Source organism: Marinobacter halophilus (genome assembly GCF_003007685.1).
In the GTDB taxonomy this organism is placed as follows: domain Bacteria; phylum Pseudomonadota; class Gammaproteobacteria; order Pseudomonadales; family Oleiphilaceae; genus Marinobacter; species Marinobacter halophilus.
Map to the genome: position 1 here is coordinate 516,685 of NZ_PXNN01000017.1, position 23,710 is coordinate 540,394.

A 23,710-nucleotide genomic window follows, 5' to 3' on the forward strand; every position below is an offset into this window, starting at 1 on the left:
GCGTACAATAGGTTCATTACACTCACGTACCCTAAATTACAGGAAGCCCTGATGATTCTGCTGCAAACCAACCACGGTGACATCAAACTGGAACTGGACTACGAAAAAGCGCCGGAAACCGCCAAAAACTTCGAACAGTATGTTCGCGACGGTTTTTACGACGGCCTGATTTTTCACCGCGTGATCAGCAATTTCATGGTCCAGGGCGGCGGCTTTGAGCCGGGCATGACCCCACGCAAGACCCGCGAGCCGATCCAGAACGAAGCCGACAATGGCCTGAGCAACATGGTGGGCACCGTGGCCATGGCCCGCACCATGGACCCGCATTCCGCCTCCGCGCAATTTTTCATCAATGTGGAGAACAACGGCTTTCTGGACCACACCGCAAAAAATGCCGAGGGCTGGGGCTACTGCGTGTTCGGTAAAATCGCCGAAGGCATGGACACCGTCAACAAAATCCGGGGCGTGCGCACTGCTATGCGCTCAGGCCACCAGGACGTGCCCGCAGAAGACGTCATTATTGTCAAAGCCGAGGTTCTGGAGGACGCGTGACTACGCTGTTTATCTCGGATCTGCACCTTGAAGAATCGCGCCCGGACATTACCGGCGCGTTTCTGGCATTCCTGAAGGAAAAAGCGGCCGGGGCTGAACGGCTGTTCATTCTGGGAGATTTTTTTGAAGCCTGGATTGGCGACGACGAGCGCACGCCGCTGCAGGAGCAGGTCGCCGGTGCCCTGAAAGCACTCAGTGACAGCGGCACCGACATCTTTCTGATGCACGGCAACCGCGACTTCCTGATCGGTGAAGACTTCTGCCAGCGCGCCGGCGTCACTCTGCTGGCCGATCCCACTATGATCGACCTGTACGGCACCCCTGCACTGTTGCTGCACGGCGACAGTCTGTGCACCGCCGATGTGGACTACCAGAAATTCCGCAATGCCATGCGCAACCCGCAGATGCAGCAGATGATGCTGGCCCGACCCCTGAAAGACCGCCAGCAAATGGCCAGGCAGTTACGAGAGGTTTCGATGGCGCAAAATCAGGGCAAAGCTGAAGCCATCATGGACGTAACGCCCGCAGAAGTGGTGAGAGAACTGGAAGCCCACGGCGTGCAGCTGATGATCCACGGCCACACCCACAGGCCGGCCGTGCATCGGTTTGAAGCCAATGGCAGACCGGCTCGACGGATCGTGCTCGGCGACTGGCACAGTCACCTCTGGTGGCTGGACGCCCAGCCCGACCAAACGGTTGAACTCAAAAAACAGCCTCTGGAGCCATAGCGCCCCAGAGGCTGCCTTGATCATCATCCGGTGGCTATTTCGGCTCCCGATAGCTTTCCAGTCGGCGCAGCCAACCGGGTAACCAACGCTCCCTTTCGATCGGGTTCTCCGCCAGCTCCGCTCGGCGGGCAAGCACCTTGCCCGCCGCCTCCCGAAACCGATCAAGAGCGGTCTGCCCGGCGCCTCCATCCATGGCTTGCAGTACCTGGAGCAGGCCCCAGCCCTCGCCCTGATAACGCTCCGTCTGCGCCAGACCTTCACCTTTGAAGTTCACATAATCCATCAAGGCGTATACGCCGCCCGGGGTTTGCCCCAGTTGCCACAGCCGCTCCCTGATGACGGTTTGCTGTGCTACAGGCGCAGCATTCACCACGGCATCGAGAGATTGGTCCGCACGCTCCTGGATAAAGCGCACCTGAAGCCCGCGGGTTGCGTAGAGAAGCTCGCGCAGCGCCTCCACCTGCGGCGACGCCGACGCCTGCTGCGAGAACGCTGCCCGGTCCGACCAGGGCGCACCCTGGCTACGTGCGCGTTCTAACCACGACGGCAACTCGACGCCCTGGTCAACCATGAACGCCAGCAAGGCCGGAAAGCTTTCGGTAAAGCGTCCCGTCTGACCCTCTGGATACCAGATAAAGTGACCAATCCCCAGGGACGGAAACGCCTCGCCCTCATTCCAGTGCACCAGGCATTCATGTCTGCCTGCGCATTCGTTCCGGAAAATCTGCTCACCCACCCAGGTCAACGCTTGCGGATCCAGCGTCATCACCTGGGCTGGTGGGGGCACACGAGGCGTGACCCGCAGCAGTCGCCCTTCGGGCGAATCGGTTAAAAGATAGAGCGCGCCGTCTGGCCCCTGCCGGACATCGCGAATACGCTCGTCCAGTTCGGCGAACAATCGCTCGGTGCCTACAACCTCACCATCCACCAGGACGACCCGGTGCACGCTTTTGTCCGCCAGCGCACCCACAAACAGGTTGTCATGCCATTGCGGAAACGGGTGCCCGCGATAAAGCGCCAACCCCGAGGGCGCAATCGAAGGCGTCCAGAACCATAAAGGTGCCACCGTCCCTTCATAGCGCCGGAACGGCGTCACCAGAGCACCGGTGTAGTCGACGCCATCGGTGGCCAAGGGCCAGCCATAATTGCCGCCGGCACGGATCAGATTGATCTCGTCTCCACCTTTCGGGCCGTGCTCGTGGGCAATAATGCGATCGTTATGGGCGTCGTAGACCACGCCCTGCACGTTACGGTGGCCAAAACTGAAGACCTCCGGCAAGGCACCGTCACGTTTAACAAACGGATTATCCCGGGGCACCGAGCCATCCGGATTCAATCGCACAAGGGTGCCAATATGGCTGGTCACCCGTTGCGCTTCTTCCCGGAAATCGAAGCCGTCGCCCAACGTGACCAGCAGGGTGCCATCACCCAGCCAGGCCATTCGCCCGCCATAGTGGGCATTGCCGTATTTCGCAGGCTCAGCCCGGAAAATCTCACGAACCTCGGTCAGCTCCATGCCGCTAAGCTGGCCACTGGCCACGCACAGATGATTGGCGCTGTTATTGCCGCAGGCATACGCCAGAAAAATCCGCCCTTCGACCTCAAATCCGGGTTCGATCAGCACGTCAAACAGGCCGGCCTGACCGGACGCGAACACCTTCGGCACGCCACTGATCACTACTTGCTCGCCACCGGGCGAGAGACGTTTGAGCACCCCGCCCCGCTCGGTCACCAAGGCTGCGCCGCCGGGCAGAAAGGCGATCGACCACGGATGCTCAAGCCCCTGCGCGACAACCTCGATCTGATACTCCACCGCACCCGTTGCTGCCACCTGATCATTTGCCACCGCCGGCTCCGGGCCAGCCGCCACACCCAGCAACACCAGCACGGCCAGGGTGGCGCGGCCGATATGAACTCTGGTCAACTGCCCGGTCATCTGCGCAAACACCCACCCGGCCACCGCCGCCGTTGCCAGCATGGCCACCAGGCCCGGCACCGTGCGTGTGGCCGCGATCAGCGTCGGCATGGGCGCCAACCGGTCCACCAGTGCCAGTGTTGCCCACAATGCCAACGCCGACCCCACGGCATACCAGGCATCCCGATAGGGCCAGCCCAACAACCGCAACAGCGCGGCTGTCACCAGGAAGCCGGGAATCAATGCGGCGGTGAGCAATAGTGCATACATCGGCGCAAATCGGAGCAGGTCAGTTGCCATCGCGGCCAACCGATCCACCAGGCTGAACGAGGCGCCCAACCCTGAGAGAGCCGCAAGGTTGAATTGAGTCTGGACCAGACTGCCCAGAAAGGCGGCGCACAGGATAGCGGCCACACCAGCGATTAAGATCCGGACAGATTTCTTCATTAACGGAGAGCTTCCCAAAATTGCCGATGTCGACTGCCCGAATCAGAATTACTGCTCGACGAACGCCCGTTCGATAACGTAATGCCCCAAGTCGCCACCGCGAGCCTCACGAAAACCCAAGTTGTTAAGGATTGAGCACGTATCCTTGAGCATGCTCGGACTGCCGCAGATCATGAAACGATCTTGCTCGACATCAAAATCCGGCAAGCCAAGGTCTCGGGTAATCTTGCCGGTTTCCATGGCATCGGTCAGGCGCCCCTGGTTACGGAACGGCTCACGGGTGACCGTCGGATAATAGGTCAGCTTGCCCTCAACCATCTCACCGAAAAACTCGTTGGCGGGCAAATCCTCTATATCCTGCTGGTAAGCCAGCTCAGAGACATAACGAACGCCGTGGGTGAGGATCACGTTATCAAAGGCATCATAGACTTCAGGGTCTTTGATGATGCTCATGAACGGAGCCAGCCCGGTGCCCGTGCTGATCAGCCAGAGATTACGGCCCGGCAACAGGTTATCCAGTACCAGCGTGCCGGTTGGCTTGCGGCTGACCAGAATTTCATCACCTACCTGAATTTTCTGCAAACGCGAAGTGAGCGGACCATCCGCCACCTTGATGGAAAAGAACTCCAGCTCTTCTTCATAGTTGGCGCTGGCAATACTGTAGGCCCTCATCAGAGGCTTGCCGTCAGTTTCCAGACCAATCATCACGAAGTGCCCATTTTTGAACCGGAAACCGGGATCCCGACTGGTCTTGAAACTGAACAGGGTGTCGTTCCAGTGATGAACGCTGGTGACAGTTTCTTTCATCAAATTACTCATGGGAGCCCTCGTTGCTACGTATACACATAGAATTATATGGGGATTCAATAACTATAGTTTACCTCAACGACTTAAATCGACAAAACAGGCAATTCGCATATCGGTGTTCGATTAAACAAATATAGCGCGCCAGTAAAGTGATACGGATCATGGTCGGATCGAGACAACTGAACTAGCCTGAAAGTGATTACCGCACTCAAGCGCCGCATTGACACGGAGGCTCTATGCTCAAACATCTGGTTCTGACCGTGGATTACACTACCGAGTGGGAACAGGCCATGGAGCAACTACCATCATTGCTCCAGCTGCTCGGGACAGAGGACGTCACCCTGACCTATGTTCTGCAAACCCATAAACGGCTGCACCCGGACGACACCGAAGGCGCGGCCAATGAACGGCTGCGCCGCATCGGCGAGAAGCTATCCCAATCACTGGGTATCAAAACCGATACCCGGGTGCTCAAAGGGTTTGTGGCTCAGGAAGTGCAAGCACTGGTCAAGAAGCTCGGCGCTGATGGTGTCATCGCCTGCAATCGAAGCCACCGTGCCGTTAAGGAACTGTTTTTTGGCAACACCGTGCTGAATCTGGCCAGAATGACTAAAGCGCCCTTGCTGATCATCCCGGTTCAGGATCAACCTACTTCCGCTGAGGAAGAGATTCTGTTCGCAACGGACGGCTCCACAGCATCGCTCAACGCTCAGGTTTTATTCGAGAAGCTGATGTCTGGCAAACACACGGGGCGTGTGGTCTGGGTACACTCCGCGGAACCGGAGCCCGCCGACGAAGCTACCGAACAACGCATAAATGAGCTCGCCGGGCGTCATCCCGGGGTACATCGCAATGTACTGATCGGTCGCCCGGTCGACCAGATTATTGAGACCATTACCGACACCCGGCCGGCTCTGACCATTATGGGCAAACGGGGCTCCACCCCCATTCAGGAAATCATGATCGGCAGCACCACCGAACATGTTGCTGCCGCCAGCCCCTATCCAGTGCTAATGATTCCATGAACAGGCAGGCTCTGTTGTTTTCCGGAACCTGACAGGCTAACGTATCGATCAGACAGGACACTCTCCTCACTTTATCCGGCCTGATCGATTATGAAGTACAGCTTTCGGCAACTGGAGGTCTTCCTCGCAGCCGCCCATTTCCAGAACATCACCCGGGCGGCGGAATCCCTTGCCATGTCGCAATCAGCCGCCAGCAGTGCCTTGAAAGAGCTGGAAAGCCAATTCGATATCCAGCTGTTTGACCGGGTCGGCAAACGTTTGCAGCTGAACGAACTGGGCCGACTTTACCGTCCCAAGGCGGAAGCCCTGGTAGCCCAGGCCAAAGAGTTGGAGCAGGCGTTCAGCAAACATTCGGAGGTGGGTGCGTTAAAGGTCGGTGCCACCCTGACTATCGGAAACTACCTGGCAGTGGGCGTCATGGCCGAGTACATGAGCTCGCCAAACCATCCCCGGGTATCCCTGGAAGTGGCCAACACCAGTGCCATTGCCCGGAGAGTCCGGGATTTCGAGCTGGATATTGGATTGATTGAAGGTGAACTGCAAACATCGGAACTTGAAGTCATCCCCTGGCGGGAAGACCAGCTGGTGGCGTTCTGCTCCCCCACACACCCGTTGGCCCGGAAATCCGTACTGACTGACGACGATCTGCGTCAAGCGGTGTGGGTCATGCGGGAACAGGGCTCTGGCACCCGGCAAAGTTTCGAGCGAGGCATGCACGGCCTGCTGCCGGACTTGAACGTACTGTTGGAACTGGAACACACCGAAGCCATCAAGCGGGCGGTGGAAGCAGACCTTGGCATCGGTTGCCTGTCAAAGGTGGTATTGGCTGACGCGTTCAAACGCGGCAGCCTGGTGCCTCTGACTGTTCCGGAGCACCGAAAGTTTGACCGCCAGTTCTACTTTATCCTGCACAAACAGAAATACCGCAGCGCGGGCATCGCCCGCTGGATGGCGCTCTGCAAGGCGCTTTAACTGACCGGCACCGGGCCACTGTGGAACCGGAACTCACTATCTGGCGCTTCGATCAATTTCTGCTCAATCGCCAGAAAGTCTGACAGCCGGTCTACCACCGGACCATCATTGGCCTGTTCGGCCAGCCTCAGGTAATCCTGATAGTGTCTGGCCTCGGACTTCAGCAAACTGTTGTAGAATTCTGCCAACGCGTCGTCCAGGTGCGGCGCCAGGGCCGCAAAGCGCTCGCAAGAGCGGGCCTCAATGATGGCGCCAACCACCAGCACATCCACCAGCCGGCCGGGATCGTCCCTGCGCACGATGTCGCGCAAACCCGCGGCGTAGCGTGCCGGAGTAAGATGGGTATAGGCCACACCGCGGCTGGTCATGATCGCCAGCACCTGCTCGAAATGCCGCAACTCCTCGCGGGCCAGGCGCGACATCTTGTTCAGCAGCTCCGTGTTGTCGACATACCGGTACATCAGGCTGAGCGCGGTTGATGCCGCCTTCTTTTCACAGTGAGCGTGATCAATCAGCAGCAAATCCTGATTGGCCAACGCGCTATCAATCCACTGGGCCGGAGTTCGGCAGGGCAGAAATTCGTGTATTTCTTGCAGGGCGTCGTTCATATCGTTAGATCTGGTCGGGTTCATAAAGTCGCGCAGTATAGCGCAGCTAACAGATCTCTCCGACCTCTGTCCAACTTAACTTTATACGGACTTTCCTATAGAATGCAGCGCCAGATCAAGGTGTCTCTGAATAAAACCTGAAGCCCCCGCCGCAACTTGAGGCGTTATTCAGAGGCTCCTGCGGCCTTTTCGCCAAAAAACTCCCGCCAGGCATTGTGCTACTGGCGAGGAACATTCCAACTGATGAGGGTCCATATCGTGTTAGAAGCCTATCGTGAACACGTTGCTGAACGTGAAGCCCTGGGGATCCCCCCCAAAGCCCTGACCGCCGAGCAGACTGCGGGTCTGATCGAACTGCTGAAGAACCCGCCGGCCGGTGAAGAGGAAACTCTGGTTGACCTGCTGGAAAACCGTATTCCGCCGGGCGTGGATGAAGCCGCTTACGTCAAAGCTGCGTTCCTGACCGCCATCGTCAAAGGCGAAGCCAGCTCCCCGCTGATCGACAGCAAGAAAGCCGTGCAGCTGCTGGGCATGATGCAAGGCGGCTACAACATCGCCACTCTGGTTGACCTGCTCGACAACGCCGAGCTGGCCGAGCTGGCCGGTAAAGAACTCAAGCACACTCTGCTGATGTTCGACGCCTTCAACGACGTTAAAGAGAAAATGGACGCCGGCAACGCCGTCGCCAAATCTGTGGTTGAGTCCTGGGCCAACGCCGAGTGGTTCACCAACAAAAACAAGGTTCCTGAAAGCACCAAGATGGTGGTGTTCAAGGTGACTGGCGAAACCAATACTGACGACCTGTCGCCAGCTCCGGATGCATGGTCCCGCCCGGACATCCCACTGCACGCCCGCGCTGCCTATAAAATGGAGCGCGACGGCCTGAAGCCGGAAGAGCCCGGCGTGACTGGCCCGATGAGCCAGATCGACGAAATCAAAGCCAAGGGTCTGCCCGTTGCCTTTGTAGGCGACGTAGTGGGTACCGGTTCTTCCCGTAAGTCTGCCACCAACTCGGTTCTGTGGTTCTTCGGCGACGACATTCCGGGCGTTCCGAACAAGCGTGCCGGCGGTGTCTGTATCGGTAACAAGGTCGCCCCGATCTTCTTCAACACCATGGAAGACGCCGGCGCTCTGGTATTCGAAGCACCCGTAGACGACATGAACATGGGCGACGTGATCGAGATCCGCCCATACGACGGCAAGATCCTGAACGAAGCTGGCGAAACCATCTCCGAGTTCAATTTCAAGTCTGACGTGATCCTGGACGAAGTTCAGGCCGGCGGCCGTATCCCGCTGATCATTGGCCGTGGCCTGACCGCCAAAGCCCGCGCAGCTCTGGGCCTGGGCGCAACAGACCTGTTCCGCCTGCCCAACGATCCTGAAGCCGGCACCAAGGGCTTCACCCTGGGCCAGAAAATGGTCGGCAAGGCCTGCGGTCTGGATGAAGGCCAGGGCGTGCGCCCGGGCACCTACTGCGAGCCCCACATGACCACCGTTGGCTCCCAGGACACCACCGGTCCGATGACCCGTGATGAACTGAAAGACCTGGCCTGCCTGGGCTTCCAGGCTGACCTGGTGATGCAGTCGTTCTGTCACACCGCCGCTTACCCGAAGCCGGTTGATGTTGAGATGCAACACACCATGCCGGACTTCATCCGTAACCGTGGCGGTGTCTCCCTGCGTCCGGGCGACGGCATCATCCACTCCTGGCTGAACCGCATGCTGCTGCCAGACACCGTCGGTACCGGTGGTGATTCCCACACCCGTTTCCCGATGGGCATCTCCTTCCCGGCCGGTTCTGGGCTGGTAGCGTTTGCCGCTGCCACCGGCGTTATGCCGCTGGACATGCCGGAATCCGTGCTGGTTCGCTTCAAAGGCGAAATGCAGCCGGGCATCACCCTGCGCGACCTGGTACACGCGATCCCGCTGTACGGCATCAAGCAAGGCATGCTGACCGTTGAGAAGAAAGGCAAGATCAACGAATTCTCCGGTCGTATCCTGGAGATCGAAGGTCTTGAGCAGCTGACCGTTGAGCAGGCGTTCGAACTGTCTGACGCCTCCGCCGAGCGCTCCGCAGCCGGTTGTACCATCAATCTTTCTGAAGAGTCTGTGGCCGAGTACCTGCGCTCCAACATCACCATGCTGCGCTGGATGATTGCCGAAGGTTACGGTGATCCGCGTACCCTGGAGCGTCGTGCCCAGCAGATGGAAGAGTGGATTGCCAATCCGAAGCTGATGCGTGCCGACAAAGACGCCGAGTACGCTCACGTGGTGGAAATCGATCTGGCCGACATCAAAGAGCCGATCGTGTGCTGCCCGAACGATCCTGACGATGCCCGCACTCTGTCTGAAGTCGCTGGCGACAAAGTCGACGAAGTGTTCATCGGCTCCTGCATGACCAACATTGGTCACTTCCGTGCCGCAGGTAAACTGCTGGCGCAGAACAAGGAACCCCTGAAGACCCGTCTGTGGATGTCTCCTCCCACCAAGATGGACCAGGCCCAGCTGATGGAAGAAGGTTACTTCAACATCTACGGCACCGCCGGTGTTCGCACCGAGATGCCGGGCTGCTCCCTGTGCATGGGTAACCAGGCGCGCGTCGCAGCCAAGAGCACCGTGCTGTCGACCTCCACCCGTAACTTCCCCAACCGTCTGGGCGATGGTGCCAACGTGTACCTGACCTCTGCGGAACTGGCGGCTGTGGGCGCGGTACTGGGCAAACTGCCCTCCGCTGCGGAGTACATGGAGTACGCCAAGGATCTGAACAGCATGTCGAAAGAGATCTATAAGTATCTCAGCTTCGACAAGATGGAAAAATACACCAGCAAGGCATCTGAAGCGAACGTTGCTTAAGCGCTGACCTTCTGCCTTAAAGGTAGCTCCATGAAAACGCCAGCCCTCGGGCTGGCGTTTTTTTGTGCCTGAATGGCAACCTGCTGGAGCATCAATGGTCTGATACCGCACAGATAGAAGTTTACTGTTCGCTTAAAATGCGACTGCGCACCCATTAGTTATCAGACCTTAAAGGTTAATCATATACAGTGGTCTTCGCCCACAGACTACGGAGGAGATCGCTCTCTATGAAACTAGCCCGATTCATCCAGACAAACATGGAGCACCTGCTCGAGGACTGGGCAGAAGCGGTACTGGAAATCGCACCGGAACTGAGAGGCGAGAACAGCCTGGCCCTGAGGGATCATGCCCGTTCGATGCTGGAATTCATCTGCCAGGATCTTGATACGGCCCAGACCGAGGACGAGTCAGCAAGCAAGGCCCTTGGTAAAGGCAAAAACTCAGTTCTAGACGCCGGAGGCCAGCATGGCTTGCACCGCCAAAAACAGGGCATGTCCATGCTCCAGATGGCACAAGAACTCCGGGCCCTGCGAGCTCGGGTTACCAAAGCCTGGGGCATTGAACAGTGCGGCCTCACCGAAAGAGACATAAATGAGCTGGTACGGTTCAACGAGGCCATCGATCAATTGATTGCCTCTTCTATAACCAGCTTTTCAGCCCACACAGATCGGTTTTCACGCCTGGTCGAAGCCATGCTGAAAGCCTCTCCTGACCCTGCTGCTATATTTGAACCCGACGGCAAATACCTGTACCTCAATAAGGCGATGGCCGATCTCGTCAGTTCGACAACCCTGGACGCCGTTGGTAAAACTCCGCTTGAGCTGGGTTCGGATTTGGCCTCAGGATTGCTTGAGGCGATCTCCAAATCCGTTGCTACCGGTCAGACTCAGCGCAGGGAATATCATCATCGTTCTCCGTCAGGGTACGAGTTGTATTTAGACTGCCAACTTGTGCCGGTTTCCAACGAACGGAACGAAATTGAAGCGGTCATCAAGACATCGCGGGACATCACAGAACGTAAAAAGACTGACCAGGAGATCTGGCAAAGCGCCAATTTCGATTCGCTAACCGGCATTGCAAATCGGCGGCTGTTCATCGATCGTCTTGAGCAAACTCTGCTGGAAGCCGAACGAAGCGGCAGCCCTTTCGCACTTCTGTTCATTGACCTGGACCGATTCAAACAAGCCAACGACCAGCTAGGACATGAGGCCGGTGACTTGCTTTTGGCACAGGTAGCGAAACGCATGGGCAGCAGTGTCAGGGCTGTAGACACCCTGGCCCGTCTCGGTGGAGACGAATTTACCCTGATCCTGAAGGAAACCGGTCGAGATGGCGCGAAGGAAGCCGCCAGAGCACTGCTGACAGGTCTTGAACAGGAATTTGAAGTAAATTCTCACCGGGTACATATTTCAGGCAGCATCGGACTGACTTTTTTCCCCGAGGACGGCATGAATGTCAGTCAGCTAATGCACAATGCAGATCAGGCCATGTACATTGCCAAAGAAAACGGAGGTCAACAGGTTCAAACCTACGAATCCTGGATGGCGGAAAGCGAATCAGAGCATATGCGGTTGAGCAGAGAATTGGATGATGCCCTCAGAGACAACCAGCTGGAGGTATACTACCAGCCAATAATCGACATCCGCACAGGGGCCATATCCAGGGCAGAAGCCTTGCTCCGATGGAACCACCCGCGCAAGGGGCTGTTAACGCCGGATGCCTTTCTCAGCATTACCGAGCACAGCGGCATGACAGACCAAATCACCGCCTTTGTACTGGAGCAGGCGGTGACCTGCTCGCTCCTGTGGCGCGACCAGCATGACGAAGCTTTTCCGATCAACATTAACGAATCACCAGCCTCCTTTGTAACCCGAAGCCTTGTTGATCAATGGCGTACGCGGCTGACCCAAGTCGGACTGCATGAGAGCCAGATCACTCTGGAACTCTCTCCGGAATCTTTGAGGAACATCAGTGCCTCCGGATTCAATCCAATCAGGAGCCTGGGCCTGGCCGGTTTGCGACTACACCTGGCAATAGACGATTTTGGTATCGAGCCCTTTTCCCTCTCAGCGCTTCACGAGTTCAAGATGGAAAGTGTCAAAGTAGACCGAAATCTGATCAAGGATGTTGGTCAGGGTGGAAATGCGGATGACGTTCTGGAGGCGATCATCGCAATGACTCACGCGATAGACGTTCGGGTAGTTGGCGTAGGCGTTGAGAATGTCGAACAGTTGCAGTTCCTTACCCGGGTCGGCTGCGACTATGCACAAGGCTTTTTATTTTCCCAGCCGCTTAGCCAGGACGATTTTGCGGAATTATTGACACGGGATCGCCAGATGAACTCCTCTTGAAACGGTTTGGTTCAGCATGTGCTCACCGGGCGTGCCTGGTGAGCGAATCAGACTTACAAACAAAAAAGGGCCCCCGAAGGAGCCCCTGATCTTACTCAGAGCGTTGTAACCACTCTTGTTTACCGGTTGATGTGCTGATACTCGCCGGCATCCGCTGTCGCCAGACTGACCACAATGATGGCGATCAAGGCCGCAGCGAAACCAGGAATGATCTCGTAGACGCCCGGGCCACCCATGAACTCTCCGTTCCAGCCCAGGGAAATCCAGATCATCACGGTAGCTGCCCCTACGACCATACCCGCGATAGCACCGGCACCATTTGTGCGCGACCACATCAGCGAGAGGATAATCAGCGGGCCAAACGCGGCTCCAAAGCCCGCCCAGGCGTTACTGACCAGAGCCAGAACCTGAGAATCCGGGTCTGAGGCGATCACGGCCGCAACCAGACCAACCAGCACCACACAGATCCGGCCAACAAATACGCATTCCTTGTCATTTGCTTCCTTACGCAGGAACAAGCGGTAGAAGTCCTCGGTCAGTGAGGACGACGACACCAGCAACTGACTGGAGATGGTACTCATAACCGCCGCCAGCAGCGCGGCATAGAGGAAGCCGGTAATCAGCGGGTGGAACAGCAGGTCCGAGAGAATAATGAAGATGGTTTCCGGATCCTCTACATCCATACCATTGCGGATCGCGTAAGCCCGGCCAAACACGCCCAGAGAGATAGCACCAATCAGGGAAATGGCCATCCAGCCCATGCCGATATTACGGGCGATCGGTACGTCTTTCAGCGTGCGGATCGCCATGAAACGCACGATGATGTGGGGCTGGCCGAAATAACCCAGACCCCAGGTAACCGCAGACAACCAACCGATGAAGGTAAGCCCGGCAGTCCAGGACAGTAGCGTGGGATCGACGGAATTCAGGGTCTCTGATGCCTGCGCATAGCCGCCGCCGCCTTCGCCAAAGAGCACAACCGCCGGCATGATGATCAGGGCGAACATCATGATGCAGCCCTGCACAAAGTCCGTCATGCTTACCGCGAGGAAGCCACCAACCACGGTATAAGCCAAGACAACACCCAGCGTGATGATAATACCCACACCGTAGTCACTAAGGCCGCCAAAGTTGAATATGCCGGAGAATGCGCTTTCAAACAGCTTGCCGCCAGCAACCAGGCCAGATGCAGTATAGACCGCAAAGAAGATAACAATAACGATAGCCGACACTGTACGCAGAGAGAGCGCCTGAGTCGGGAATCGGTTTGCCAGGAAAGAAGGAATGGTAATGGCGTTGCCGTAGTGAACCGTCTGCTCACGTAGACGTGGCGCTACCAGAGTCCAGTTAACGAAGGCACCCACGAACAAACCGATACCAATCCATGCATCCGCCAGCCCTGTAACGAACAGAGCCCCCGGAAGACCCAGAAGCAACCAGCCACTCATGTCCGAGGCACCGGCCGACAGGGCCGCCACTTTTGGACTGAGAGCTCGTCCGCCCAGCATGTAATCTTCAGATGACGATGTAGACCGGCGCATGGCATAAACGCCAATGCCGATCATGACCGCAAAGTAAGCAAATAGACTGATCCAAACACCAATAGCCATAAGGCTCCTCCGGTTTAATGAGTCGGATGAAATCCGCTCTTAAAGCACAGACCTGGCATTAATGCCTGCGTGCTGTGCCGTTTTTCTTGTATACCCGATATCCATCCGAATTGGAGCGAGGCAGGCCCTCGCAAAGCTCCCAGAAATCTCGTTATTTCTCACTTCCCCACGGCCAAAACCGCCGCCCAAAAAGCGCAAATCTACAGAAACATTAAATTAGTATTACTACGGACCCACGGCTTACAAAATCCTACGATTCTTTTACAGAATCCTACGGGACTGCCTGGTTTTCGGCCCATTTCAGGCAACACTTTCATTAATCTGCAATTTTGATGGGGTTATACCCTTATATTTGCGCAACGCATTGGTCAGGGCGCTTTGCGAGGAAAACCCGGTTCGGTAGCTAATCTCGGAGACCGACAAAGTCGACGACGCCAACAGATTAGCGGCCTGCTCCAGACGGGTTTGTAATAGAAACTGATGGGGCGTGGTGCCGGCCACGTCCCGAAAGACTTCATGAAACCGACTGACACTCAAACAGGCTTCGCCGGCCATATCCTCGACGGTGATCTTTTTGTGCAGATTGCTTAGAACATAGCGCCGAATGGCTTCAGGACTGACCACACTTCTGTGGGTTGCCTGAATCGGACGATCAACCATACGATCTGCCATGCAATACAGAACACTGGCACCTAGATGCTGCTGGAGCGTGGTATTGCCGGGCGCTCGGTCAAACTCCTTGGCGACAAACTGAATAAATCCTTGCAAACGGCTGTCCATCTGCAGGGTTCGAGGGTTCTCAAAAACCCGCATCATCCGTTCGTAATCAGCGTGCGCAGGGGTGTTGATGGCGGGAGAGAGAGGGTCCAGGTTGATCACCAGAACGTGGTTCTGGTCGTCACCACAGTAATCGTGGCTGGCTTCAGTCGGCACCACGCAGGCCCGCCAGGTGTCCAGGTGAGCCCCGGTTCCGTCAACACTGAGCTCGGCTTCTCCTCTCACCCCGATGACGATCTGGTGGTGTTCGTGCCGATGCTGGTGAGCGGCAATAGGAAGTTTCAGGAGTTTCGCGTTGAGCATTAATGCTGCCGGCCGTTAATTGAGAATGTACATCAATTAAAGCAGATCATTACAAAAAGTGCACGAAAGCAACGAAAAACGACACCGTCAGGCGGGCGCCGGCATCTTCGCCAGAGCGGCCAGTAATGCCGCGACGCTGGCAGAAACCTGCTCCAGAGGAAGCGCAGCATTCACAACGTGATACCTGGATGGCATAGCGGTTGCCCTTTCCAGATAGGCATCCCGAATTCTCTGGAAAAACGCCTGGGCTTCCTGCTCAAACCGGTCCAGTTCTCCCCGCTTTCGGGCCCTGGCCATACCGGTTTCCACCGGCGCATCCAGCAAAATGACGTGATCTGGCCGGACATCACCCTGCACCAGAGCCTCCAACAGCGCAATCCGCTCTTTCGATACTCCCCGCCCGCCGCCCTGGTACGCGAAAGTCGCATCGGTAAAGCGGTCACACAAAACCCACTTGCCTTGATCAAGGGCGGGAAGAATGCGGTTATGCAGGTGCTGGGCTCGGGCGGCGAACATCAGCAGTAGCTCGGTAGTTTCATGGACCGGCTCTTCACGGAGTGCCAGCAGCAACTCGCGGATGGTTTCGGCCATGGGCGTGCCACCCGGTTCCCGGGTAATAATGAACTCGATGCCCAGTTTTTTGAGGGTATTGGCGGCATTTTCCAGCTGGGTGGATTTACCCACCCCCTCGGTGCCTTCAAATGTAATAAATCGACCTCTGGCCTGCATCATTCTTCCCGGCTGTTTTCGTTCAGGGTGCCTGCCGCCGGAGACGAGCGATAGTCCTGTCGACGATTCAACTGGTATTCCCTTACGGCCTGCTGGTGCTCCGCCAGGGTTCTGGAAAACTTGTGACTGCCATCACCCCTGGCCACGAAATAATAGGTGTCACCCTCTTCCGGGTGCAACGCAGCGTGAATCGAGTCCCGGCCCGACAGCGCAATAGGCGTTGGCGGCAAGCCATCAATACGATACGTGTTGTAAGGCGTGTAGGCCCTCAGGTCGCTGCGGCGAATACGCCCCTGATATTGATCCCCCATGCCGTAAATGACGGTCGGATCAGTCTGAAGGCGCATGCCCTTTTGTAAGCGACGCACGAACACGCCGGCCACTTCCTGCCGCTCCCAGGGAACACCCGTCTCACGCTCCACAATAGATGCCATGATCAGCGCTTCGTAGGGAGTGTCGTAGGGCAGGCCTTCCGAGCGGTTCTGCCACTCTTCCTCAAGCAACGACACCATGCGGCTGTATGCGCGTTTGAGAACGTCCAGATCCGTATCAGCGCTACTGAACAGGTACGTATCCGGGAAAAACCAGCCTTCGGGGTGTTGTCCTTCGGCACCCAGTGCTGACATCACCTGATCATCAGACCAGTCCGTTGTTACCTTGTTGATGCGCTCGGTGCGCGCCAGGGCGGCACGCAAATCACGGAAGGTCCAGCCTTCAATAAACTGCACAGACCACAGTTTTACCTTGCCCTCCACCATGACCTCAACCATGGCAAGGGGCGTCATGCCCGGTAAAAATTCATAGTCGCCAGCCTTGATTCTGGTCTGCTCCGGGTTCAATCGACCATAAAGCCGAAGCCACAGCGCGTCAGACACAAAGCCCTCAGTCTCAAGGCGCCGGGCCACCTGGCTGAATCCGGTTCCGGGCGGTACATTAAAAAGCACCGGCTCTTCCAGCGACACCGGCTGTTGCAGTGTCTGTAACCCCTGCCAGGACCAAAGCCCACTGCCAGCTGCCAGAAGCACCACAGCCGCAACGAAAACGATCAGTAACTTTTTAAACACGTAAATCAATCCAGTATTGCCGGCGAGCCGACGATTGTCGCAAGTCGCTGGTCGACAGGCAAATCGTGACCCGCCAGGTTGCGAACCGATACCACTCCCAACACGCTGTTGGTGAGCCATAATCCCTGACAACGCTCACCCACAAGGTCCACTAATGACAGCGGCGCCTCCCTGACCTCCTCGCCGGCGGTGTGCAAACGATCAAGCACATAGCGGCGCATCACGCCGGCAACCGCCAGCGTTGCCGAGGGTGGGGTAATCCAGGCGTCGCCAGAGCGGACAAAAAGATTGGTTCGGGTGCCCTCAACCACGTGGCCATCCCGATTGCTCATCAACACCTCATAGATCTCGCCACGCAGCTCTCTTGCCGCCATGACCTGTTCCAGACGATTCAATGATTTGATGCCAGCGAAAAGGGGGTTCACGGTCAATGGAACGCGAGAGAAATCCACCACAACGCCGTCAGTGTCAGCCGGTGCCGGAGCCGTTGAGTGGGAAATCACCAGGTTCGGCTGAATGCCGGGCTCTGGCCGGTAACCGCGACCGCCTGATCCTCGGGTCAGCGTCAGTTTGAGAACCCAGGGACGGGCGCCATAGTGACCAGAATACCGGGCTAAAGCCTGGCTGCAGACTTTTTCCAGTTCGGAGCGCGCTGCGGGAATCGCCAGGCGCCCCGCATCGCGGCTTAGCCTGTCGAGGTGGTAAGCCAGCAACGGCGGCCGGTCACCCGTTACCGACATGGTCTCAAACAGACCATCCCCATATGCTAACCCCCGATCACCCGCCGGCACACCGCCCTCGTCCGCCCAATACAGATGGAACATGGCGGCCTCAGTCTTCGTAGCGCGCTATGATAAGCGTGCCGTTGGTACCACCAAAACCGAACGAGTTGGACAACGCCACTTTAACGTCCGCCTGCCGGCTCTTATGCGGCACGAAATCCAGGTCACACCCCTCATCCGGATTGTCCAGATTAATGGTGGGCGGCAACACACCATCGCGCGCTGCCAGGGCCGAGAAGATGGCTTCGACCGCGCCGGCAGCACCTAACAGGTGACCTGTCATGGATTTGGTGCTGCTCATCGCAAGCTTTTCAGCATGGGCACCGAATACCGACTTCACGGCAGCCACTTCCGCAACATCACCCACCAACGTGGATGTGCCGTGGGCATTGATGTAGTCAATCTGCTCCGGTTTCAGGCCTGCATCACGGATGGCGTTGCGCATTGAGCGGGCGGCGCCGTCACCGTCCGCCGGGGGCGATGTGATGTGATGAGCATCGTCGCTCATGCCAAACCCGACAATCTCTCCGTGGATGATGGCGCCGCGGGCTTTGGCATGCTCCAACTCTTCAAGAACCAAAACACCGGCACCGTCGCTGAGGACAAAACCGTCACGATCCTTATCCCAGGGACGACTGGCCTTTTCCGGTTCATCGTTGCGGGTCGACAGCGCCCGAGCTGACGAAAACGCCGCCACCGAGGAACGGGTGGTCGCCATCTCCGAGCCACCGGCCAGCATCACGTCAGCATCACCGTAAGCTATGGTTCTGGCGGCGTATCCGATGTTATGGGTGCCAGTGGTACAAGCCGTCACAATCGCTATGTTTGGCCCTTTGTAACCAAAGCGTATAGCGGCATTGCCAGCAATCATGTTGATCACCGACGCCGGCACGAAGAACGGAGAGACCTTACGCGGGCCCGACTCCTCCATCAAGATCACGTTTTTCTCGATGTATTCCAGGCCGCCAATACCAGAGCCAATGGCAATACCTACCCGTTCCTTGTCCAGCTTGTCAAATTGCTCCAGACCACTGTCATCCACCGCCTGCTGCGCCGCAATCAGTCCATAGTGAATAAACGCGTCCAGTTTGCGCGCCTCCTTGGTGGACAGGTATGGCTCGATATCAAGGCCCCTGACTGCACCACCGATGCGTGTGTTGTAGCCCGTTGTGTCAAACCGATCGATCAGACCAATGCCACTCCGCCCGGCACGAATAGCGCTCCAGGAGGATTCAACATCGTTCCCCACCGGAGACAGCATGCCCATGCCCGTGATAACAACCCGCCGCTTGCTCATAAACCTGCTCACCCGACTATTCCGTGTAACTTCTAATCAATATGGCATTCATCCAGGCAATAAAAAAGCCGCCCTTTGTGTAACTCAAAGGACGGCTTTCTGCCTGGCAATCTGACTAGCAGAGTATCAGGTGTGCGCGACGATGTAGTCGATCGCGTTCTGAACTGAGCCCAGCTTTTCGGCCTCTTCGTCAGGAATTTCTGTCTCGAATTCCTCTTCCAGGGCCATAACCAGCTCAACAGTGTCCAGTGAGTCAGCGCCAAGATCCTCTACAAAAGAAGATGAGTTCTGAACCTCGGACTCTTTAACGCCCAGCTGTTCACAAACGATCTTCTTAACGCGCTCTTCAACTGTACTCATAATGTCCTCACTTTATGTATCAACCAAGCAATTCGTTAATTGCCAGTTTAGTTTAAACCCCACCCGCAAACAAGCAGGGATTCTGTAAACATGTTGTGCGACAAGGGGTTGCAAATCAGCCCGCAAAACGGGCTTAACCCATGTACATGCCGCCATTCACATGAATGGTTTCTCCGGTCACGTAAGCCGCGCCATCTGAAGTCAGGAAAGCCACCACCGAGGCAACTTCCCCGGGCTCGCCCAAACGACCTGCCGGTATGATTTCCAGCATAGCCTCGCGTTGCTTATCGTCCAGTTTTTTAGTCATATCTGTGTCAATAAATCCGGGCGCCACACAATTTGCCGTGATGCCGCGGTTAGACATTTCTTTCGCCAGGCTTCGAGTAAAACCTTCCACACCGGCTTTCGCGGCGCAGTAGTTACCCTGACCAGCATTGCCCATACCAGCAACCACTGAGCTGATATTGATGATCCTGCCCCAGCGAGCCTTGGCCATACCACGCAGCACAGCCTTGCTGGTGCGATAGACACTGGACAGATTGGTTTCCAGGACGGCCGACCAATCCTCATCTTTAAGACGCATAAGCAGGTTATCACGGGTGATACCTGCGTTATTGACCAGGATCAGTGGCGCACCGGACTGCTCAGCAACCTGCTTGAGCCCCGCCTCGATGCTGTCAGGCTCAGCCACATTCATTACAATGCCATAACCTTTGTAACCGGCAGCCTTTAAACCGCTGGTGATGGCTTCAGCACCTTCCGCGCTGGTCGCCGTACCGACCACTTCCGCACCCTGCTTTGCCAGCTCGTGAGCAATGGCCTGACCAATACCCCGAGTCGCGCCCGTTACCAGCGCTACCTTGCCTTCCAAAGACATAGTCCACTCCGTTTATTTTGACTGTCCGAATGCCGCAATAGCATTAGCCAGAGAGTCGGGATCTTCAATGCCATGTACCGGCAGGTCGCGGTCGATCCGCTTGACCAGCCCGGCGAGCACTTTGCCAGCACCGCATTCAACCGCAACGTTAACACCCTCATCGGTCAGTGAACGAATCGAATCGGTCCACAGTACAGGAGAGTATAGCTGCTTTAGAAGATTGGCCTTGAGCGTCTCTGCATCCTTGGCCGCCTCGGCATTTACATTCTGCACCACCGGAATGACAGCATCATTAAAACGAATATCTTCCAGCGCTTCTGCCAACTGTTCGGCAGCGCCCTTCATGAGCGCGCAGTGGGACGGCACACTCACAGGCAGGGTCATGGCCTTGCGCGCACCCCTGGCCTTACAGGCCTCGATGGCGCGTTCGACCGCAGCCGCTGAGCCGGCAATAACAACCTGCCCGGGCGCATTGAAGTTCACTGCCGCAACCACATCGCCGTTGGCGGCCTCTTCACAAGCGGCCACAACATCGGCATCTTCAAGCCCCAGGATGGCGGCCATACGGCCTTCACCGGCCGGCACTGCTTCCTGCATTAACTCGCCGCGAAGCTGCACCAGCTTGACGGCTTCAATAAAGTCCATGCTTTCAGCGGCAACAAGCGCACTATATTCGCCAAGACTGTGCCCCGCCATGTAATCGGGTCTCGGACCGCCGGCCACGCACCATTGCCGCCAAAGCGCAATACTGGCCGTCAACAACACCGGTTGCGTAATCGCGGTCTGATTCAACTCTTCAACGGGGCCCCGCTGGCATAAATGCCAGACATCATAACCAAGGACATTGGACGCCTCATCGAAGGTTTCACTGATCATCGGCCACAGCTCGGCAGCAGCCCTGAGCATGCCGATCGATTGGGAGCCTTGTCCGGGGAAAACAAACGCTGATTTCATAAGCGGAATCTTATCGTCATTGAAGGGTTTCTGGAGATTAGCCAATAGTACAATTCAGGCCAATTATCCGCGATAAAAGCTGCAAATGCGGGCCTACTTTAGTCTCAGCGACCAGTAATGCGGGGAATCACAACATCAGGTCGTCGAGGCGTTCATTGATGCGGCTCGGAACTTCCTGTTCGACTTCGCGGACGGCCTGGCGGATCGCAGCGAGCATGGCGCGCTCGTTGGCGTTGCCATGACTTTTAATAACAACGCCCTGCAGGCCCAGAAGACTGGCGCCATTATGACGGGATGGATCCATCAACAGCAGCAGCCGACCGATGATCGGACGCGCCAGCAAGCCAACAAATCGCCCATACCAGGAGCGAGTGAAGGCCTGCTCGAGCAATTCGATTAACAAACCAGCCACGCCTTCACCGGTTTTCAGGGCAATATTACCTACGAAGCCATCACACACTACAACATCCGCTACATCCCGGAACAGGTCGCTGCCCTCGACATAGCCTATGTAATTGATCGTGTCGCACTGAGCGAGCATATGGGAAGCAAGGCGAACCTGTTCATTGCCTTTGATTTCCTCTTCGCCCACGTTGAGCAACGCAACTCTGGGCTCCGACTGATGGCAGATGGCCGACGCCATCAACGAACCCATCAAGGCGTACTGATAAAGGTTTTCAGCGGAGGAATCGACGTTGGCGCCAAGGTCAAGAACATGACAACGACCACGGAGCGAGGGAATCAGCTTTGCGATGGCCGGCCGCTCAATACCCGGATACATGCGTATAATGGATCGACCGAACGCCATCAAGGCTCCGGTGTTGCCGGCACTGACACACCCCTGAGCCTCACCATCACGAACCAGCCCGAGAGCGATGGCCATCGAGGAATTTCTTTTGTGCCGGAGCGCATGTGAGGGGCGCTCATTCATGCGCACCACATCCGCGGCTTCCACAATGCGGATTCTGGAATGGCCTTCAAGCAAAAAAGCCTCAAGCTCGCTCCGGATTCCCACCAGAACAAGACTCAAGGCCTCATTTTCACGCACCGCTTGCAGTGAGGCATGGACAACCACTTCGGCGCCACGATCACCACTCATGGCGTCGATGGCTATGGTGACCGGTTTACTCACCGCTCGTCCATGCGTCACAGGCTAAAAGACTATCCCGACGATGTTACTCGTCGCGAGCCTCAATAACCTGCTTACCACGATAGAAACCGTCCGGAGACACGTGGTGACGGCGATGTACTTCACCAGTTGTCGTGTCAGTAGACAATGCAGTAGCGGTCAGTGCGTCGTGTGAACGGCGCATGCCACGCTTGGAACGGGTCTTGCGATTCTTCTGTACAGCCATGGTATAAGCTCCTGACCTATTTACGAAAACGTTAGTGCTTGGTCGTCTTGAAATCCGCCAGCACGCTGAACGGATTATCTTCTCTTTTCTTTGCCTCGGGCTCGCTGGGGGCTTTTGACGGCTCCAGCGCCTCCAGATCTTCTTTTGCCGGGCACTCATCCCTTTCATGAAGAGGGAACGGTGGCAACACCAAAAGCAGTTCGTCTTCCACCATTGACCACAAATCCGCCGTGAAATCCTCAAAGAGGAAAGGCTCCAGCGTCTTGGGCAACCGTTGGGCCTGATCATCGTTGATGACCAGGCCCAGATCAAAACTGGACGTCAGCGTAACCTGCATATCGTTCATGCAACGCTGACATTCCAGAATGACCGGTGCGGACAGCTCTCCCGACACAATCCTTCGGCGCTCACTGTCCTGGTAAAAGGAAAGCTTCACGCGGCATTCGCTGCCATCCTGAAAACCCGGTACCGCTTCTCGAAAACGAGCGAGACCCTCAAGTGGAATTACCCCCTCAAGTGTCGTGTTGTGCTCCGCTAACCGGCTAGGGTCAACAGATTTCGGCAGTTCGGCGTTCGGTGCTTTGGACATAGGCGCGCAATTTTAGGGACGAGACCCGCTGCTGTCAAAGACTTAATCTACTTTCTGGCAGGGCTTTCGCTCTGCGTAGGGGTATTTTACGATACAAGCTCGCAAATCACGCCCACAATTACTGTGAAACCACCATGACAAAGCCCGGCCTGCTACTGGCATCATCGTCCCCTTATCGTAAAAGCTTGCTGCAAAAGCTCGACCTGCCGTTCGAGTGTGTCAGCCCGGATATCGACGAAACCCCTCAACCCGGCGAAAGCGCAAAAGCACTCGCACTGAGACTGGCCATTACGAAGGCCCGAGCTCTGGCACAACAGCATGCCGGCAAAATAATCATCGGCTCCGATCAGGCCGCAGCCCTGCCCGACGGCTCACTGCTGAACAAACCAGGCAGCCATGAACAAGCAATGCAACAACTCGGCAGAAGCAGCGGCCAAAGCGTCGACTTTCTGACCGGTCTGGCCGTCCTGGACACCCGCACCAACACACTGGAATGCTGCTGCGAAACATTTACCGCACATTTTCGCAACCTGAGCCAACAGGAAATCAGCCACTACCTGCGCAAAGAACAGCCGTACGACTGTGCCGGCAGCTTTAAAATGGAAGGGCTAGGCATCACCTTGTTCAGCCGTCTTGAGGGACGAGACCCGAACAGCCTCGTAGGCCTACCCCTGATCGCGCTCACCGAGATTCTGATCAGACTCGGCATTAATCCCCTGCTACAGCCCCGAGCCGACGGCTCAGGGCTGTAGCGC

At 56.7% G+C, this 23,710-nt stretch carries 22 protein-coding genes; 7 read left to right on the top strand and 15 right to left on the bottom strand.

The genetic code is table 11. From position 1 onward, the window contains the following. The first annotated feature begins 51 nt into the window (after positions 1-51). Together C7H08_RS16275 and lpxH are read left to right on the top strand one after the other, a co-directional pair. The gene (locus tag C7H08_RS16275; protein WP_106673272.1) at positions 52-552 is read left to right on the top strand and encodes a peptidylprolyl isomerase; all 501 of its coding nucleotides are present in this window, start codon (positions 52-54) and stop codon (positions 550-552) included. After that, the gene (gene lpxH, locus C7H08_RS16280; protein ID WP_106673273.1) at positions 549-1,280 is read left to right on the top strand and encodes a UDP-2,3-diacylglucosamine diphosphatase; all 732 of its coding nucleotides are present in this window, start codon (positions 549-551) and stop codon (positions 1,278-1,280) included. Before C7H08_RS16275 ends, lpxH begins: the two co-directional genes overlap by 4 nt. 34 nt (positions 1,281-1,314) lie before the next feature. Here lpxH and C7H08_RS16285 read toward each other — a convergent pair whose 3' ends face one another. Then, the gene (locus tag C7H08_RS16285; protein ID WP_106673274.1) at positions 1,315-3,642 is read right to left on the bottom strand and encodes a PQQ-dependent sugar dehydrogenase; all 2,328 of its coding nucleotides are present in this window, start codon (positions 3,640-3,642) and stop codon (positions 1,315-1,317) included. A gap of 48 nt (positions 3,643-3,690) precedes the next feature. Further along, positions 3,691-4,461 carry a ferredoxin--NADP reductase gene (locus tag C7H08_RS16290; protein ID WP_106673275.1) on the bottom strand — a complete coding sequence of 257 codons (771 nt, stop codon included), beginning with the start codon at positions 4,459-4,461 and terminating at the stop codon, positions 3,691-3,693. 224 nt (positions 4,462-4,685) lie between these two features. Between C7H08_RS16290 and C7H08_RS16295 the strand changes: the two genes are divergently transcribed. Together C7H08_RS16295 and C7H08_RS16300 are read left to right on the top strand one after the other, a co-directional pair. Then, positions 4,686-5,474 carry a universal stress protein gene (locus C7H08_RS16295; protein ID WP_106673276.1) on the top strand — a complete coding sequence of 263 codons (789 nt, stop codon included), beginning with the start codon at positions 4,686-4,688 and terminating at the stop codon, positions 5,472-5,474. Between the two features lie 90 nt (positions 5,475-5,564). Further along, complete coding sequence (locus C7H08_RS16300; protein WP_106673277.1) at positions 5,565-6,446, top strand: LysR family transcriptional regulator; 882 nt, start codon at positions 5,565-5,567, stop codon at positions 6,444-6,446. On the opposite strand, the gene C7H08_RS16305 is transcribed toward C7H08_RS16300, so the two are convergent. Continuing rightward, positions 6,443-7,054, bottom strand: coding sequence for a MiaE family protein (locus C7H08_RS16305; protein WP_106673278.1), 612 nt, complete (start codon positions 7,052-7,054; stop codon positions 6,443-6,445). The two genes, C7H08_RS16300 and C7H08_RS16305, sit on opposite strands and share 4 nt — an antisense overlap. 258 nt (positions 7,055-7,312) lie before the next feature. Between C7H08_RS16305 and C7H08_RS16310 the strand changes: the two genes are divergently transcribed. Together C7H08_RS16310 and C7H08_RS16315 are read left to right on the top strand one after the other, a co-directional pair. Beyond that, positions 7,313-9,907, top strand: coding sequence for a bifunctional aconitate hydratase 2/2-methylisocitrate dehydratase (locus C7H08_RS16310; protein WP_106673629.1), 2,595 nt, complete (start codon positions 7,313-7,315; stop codon positions 9,905-9,907). 227 nt (positions 9,908-10,134) lie between these two features. After that, positions 10,135-12,258 (top strand): EAL domain-containing protein, encoded by a 2,124-nt coding sequence (locus C7H08_RS16315; RefSeq protein WP_106673279.1) that lies wholly within the window; start codon positions 10,135-10,137, stop codon positions 12,256-12,258. 119 nt (positions 12,259-12,377) lie between these two features. Here the strand turns inward: C7H08_RS16315 and putP are convergent, their stop codons facing one another. The 12 genes from putP to C7H08_RS16375 form a co-directional block, all read right to left on the bottom strand. Further along, positions 12,378-13,868, bottom strand: coding sequence for a sodium/proline symporter PutP (gene putP, locus C7H08_RS16320; protein WP_106673280.1), 1,491 nt, complete (start codon positions 13,866-13,868; stop codon positions 12,378-12,380). A gap of 300 nt (positions 13,869-14,168) precedes the next feature. Then, complete coding sequence (locus tag C7H08_RS16325; RefSeq protein WP_106673281.1) at positions 14,169-14,948, bottom strand: AraC family transcriptional regulator; 780 nt, start codon at positions 14,946-14,948, stop codon at positions 14,169-14,171. 87 nt (positions 14,949-15,035) lie between these two features. Then, positions 15,036-15,677 carry a dTMP kinase gene (gene tmk / locus C7H08_RS16330; protein WP_106673282.1) on the bottom strand — a complete coding sequence of 214 codons (642 nt, stop codon included), beginning with the start codon at positions 15,675-15,677 and terminating at the stop codon, positions 15,036-15,038. Continuing rightward, on the bottom strand, positions 15,677-16,741 hold the full coding sequence (gene mltG / locus C7H08_RS16335; protein WP_227663313.1) for an endolytic transglycosylase MltG: 1,065 nt from the start codon (positions 16,739-16,741) through the stop codon (positions 15,677-15,679). Before mltG ends, tmk begins: the two co-directional genes overlap by 1 nt. A gap of 5 nt (positions 16,742-16,746) precedes the next feature. Then, entirely contained in the window at positions 16,747-17,565 is an 819-nt protein-coding gene (pabC, locus tag C7H08_RS16340) for an aminodeoxychorismate lyase (RefSeq protein WP_106673283.1), read from the bottom strand. 7 nt (positions 17,566-17,572) lie between these two features. Further along, the gene (fabF, locus tag C7H08_RS16345; protein ID WP_106673284.1) at positions 17,573-18,820 is read right to left on the bottom strand and encodes a beta-ketoacyl-ACP synthase II; all 1,248 of its coding nucleotides are present in this window, start codon (positions 18,818-18,820) and stop codon (positions 17,573-17,575) included. A gap of 126 nt (positions 18,821-18,946) precedes the next feature. Beyond that, a complete protein-coding gene (gene acpP / locus C7H08_RS16350; RefSeq protein WP_106673285.1) occupies positions 18,947-19,180 on the bottom strand; it encodes an acyl carrier protein in 234 nt (77 codons plus the stop codon). Positions 19,181-19,313: 133 nt separating this feature from the next. Continuing rightward, the gene (gene fabG / locus C7H08_RS16355) at positions 19,314-20,057 is read right to left on the bottom strand and encodes a 3-oxoacyl-ACP reductase FabG (protein ID WP_106673286.1); all 744 of its coding nucleotides are present in this window, start codon (positions 20,055-20,057) and stop codon (positions 19,314-19,316) included. Between the two features lie 12 nt (positions 20,058-20,069). Continuing rightward, complete coding sequence (gene fabD / locus C7H08_RS16360) at positions 20,070-21,011, bottom strand: ACP S-malonyltransferase (RefSeq protein WP_106673631.1); 942 nt, start codon at positions 21,009-21,011, stop codon at positions 20,070-20,072. 127 nt (positions 21,012-21,138) lie between these two features. Continuing rightward, positions 21,139-22,143, bottom strand: coding sequence for a phosphate acyltransferase PlsX (plsX, locus tag C7H08_RS16365; protein ID WP_207768329.1), 1,005 nt, complete (start codon positions 22,141-22,143; stop codon positions 21,139-21,141). 43 nt (positions 22,144-22,186) lie between these two features. Further along, complete coding sequence (gene rpmF / locus C7H08_RS16370; RefSeq protein ID WP_106673288.1) at positions 22,187-22,366, bottom strand: 50S ribosomal protein L32; 180 nt, start codon at positions 22,364-22,366, stop codon at positions 22,187-22,189. A 31-nt stretch (positions 22,367-22,397) separates the two neighbouring features. Further along, positions 22,398-22,955, bottom strand: a complete 558-nt coding sequence (locus C7H08_RS16375; protein ID WP_106673289.1) for a YceD family protein — start codon at positions 22,953-22,955, stop codon at positions 22,398-22,400. Positions 22,956-23,089: 134 nt separating this feature from the next. Here C7H08_RS16375 and C7H08_RS16380 point away from each other — a divergent pair, with 134 nt between their 5' ends. Beyond that, positions 23,090-23,707, top strand: a complete 618-nt coding sequence (locus C7H08_RS16380) for a Maf family protein (protein ID WP_106673290.1) — start codon at positions 23,090-23,092, stop codon at positions 23,705-23,707. Positions 23,708-23,710: the final 3 nt, after the last annotated feature.

What these genes read in the sequence shown, in the direction of transcription:
- C7H08_RS16285 (WP_106673274.1), bottom strand. Translation starts at nt 3,642, where the DNA reads ATGAAGAAATCTGTCCGGATCTTAATCGCTGGTGTGGCCGCTATCCTG.
- fabF (WP_106673284.1), bottom strand. Translation starts at nt 18,820, where the DNA reads ATGAGCAAGCGGCGGGTTGTTATCACGGGCATGGGCATGCTGTCTCCG.
- pabC (WP_106673283.1), bottom strand. Translation starts at nt 17,565, where the DNA reads ATGTTCCATCTGTATTGGGCGGACGAGGGCGGTGTGCCGGCGGGTGAT.
- rpmF (WP_106673288.1), bottom strand. Translation starts at nt 22,366, where the DNA reads ATGGCTGTACAGAAGAATCGCAAGACCCGTTCCAAGCGTGGCATGCGC.
- C7H08_RS16315 (WP_106673279.1), top strand. Translation starts at nt 10,135, where the DNA reads ATGAAACTAGCCCGATTCATCCAGACAAACATGGAGCACCTGCTCGAG.
- fabD (WP_106673631.1), bottom strand. Translation starts at nt 21,011, where the DNA reads ATGAAATCAGCGTTTGTTTTCCCCGGACAAGGCTCCCAATCGATCGGC.
- C7H08_RS16275 (WP_106673272.1), top strand. Translation starts at nt 52, where the DNA reads ATGATTCTGCTGCAAACCAACCACGGTGACATCAAACTGGAACTGGAC.
- C7H08_RS16300 (WP_106673277.1), top strand. Translation starts at nt 5,565, where the DNA reads ATGAAGTACAGCTTTCGGCAACTGGAGGTCTTCCTCGCAGCCGCCCAT.
- C7H08_RS16305 (WP_106673278.1), bottom strand. Translation starts at nt 7,054, where the DNA reads ATGAACGACGCCCTGCAAGAAATACACGAATTTCTGCCCTGCCGAACT.
- C7H08_RS16295 (WP_106673276.1), top strand. Translation starts at nt 4,686, where the DNA reads ATGCTCAAACATCTGGTTCTGACCGTGGATTACACTACCGAGTGGGAA.
- acpP (WP_106673285.1), bottom strand. Translation starts at nt 19,180, where the DNA reads ATGAGTACAGTTGAAGAGCGCGTTAAGAAGATCGTTTGTGAACAGCTG.
- C7H08_RS16380 (WP_106673290.1), top strand. Translation starts at nt 23,090, where the DNA reads ATGACAAAGCCCGGCCTGCTACTGGCATCATCGTCCCCTTATCGTAAA.
- C7H08_RS16375 (WP_106673289.1), bottom strand. Translation starts at nt 22,955, where the DNA reads ATGTCCAAAGCACCGAACGCCGAACTGCCGAAATCTGTTGACCCTAGC.
- C7H08_RS16290 (WP_106673275.1), bottom strand. Translation starts at nt 4,461, where the DNA reads ATGAGTAATTTGATGAAAGAAACTGTCACCAGCGTTCATCACTGGAAC.
- putP (WP_106673280.1), bottom strand. Translation starts at nt 13,868, where the DNA reads ATGGCTATTGGTGTTTGGATCAGTCTATTTGCTTACTTTGCGGTCATG.
- tmk (WP_106673282.1), bottom strand. Translation starts at nt 15,677, where the DNA reads ATGCAGGCCAGAGGTCGATTTATTACATTTGAAGGCACCGAGGGGGTG.
- C7H08_RS16325 (WP_106673281.1), bottom strand. Translation starts at nt 14,948, where the DNA reads ATGCTCAACGCGAAACTCCTGAAACTTCCTATTGCCGCTCACCAGCAT.
- fabG (WP_106673286.1), bottom strand. Translation starts at nt 20,057, where the DNA reads ATGTCTTTGGAAGGCAAGGTAGCGCTGGTAACGGGCGCGACTCGGGGT.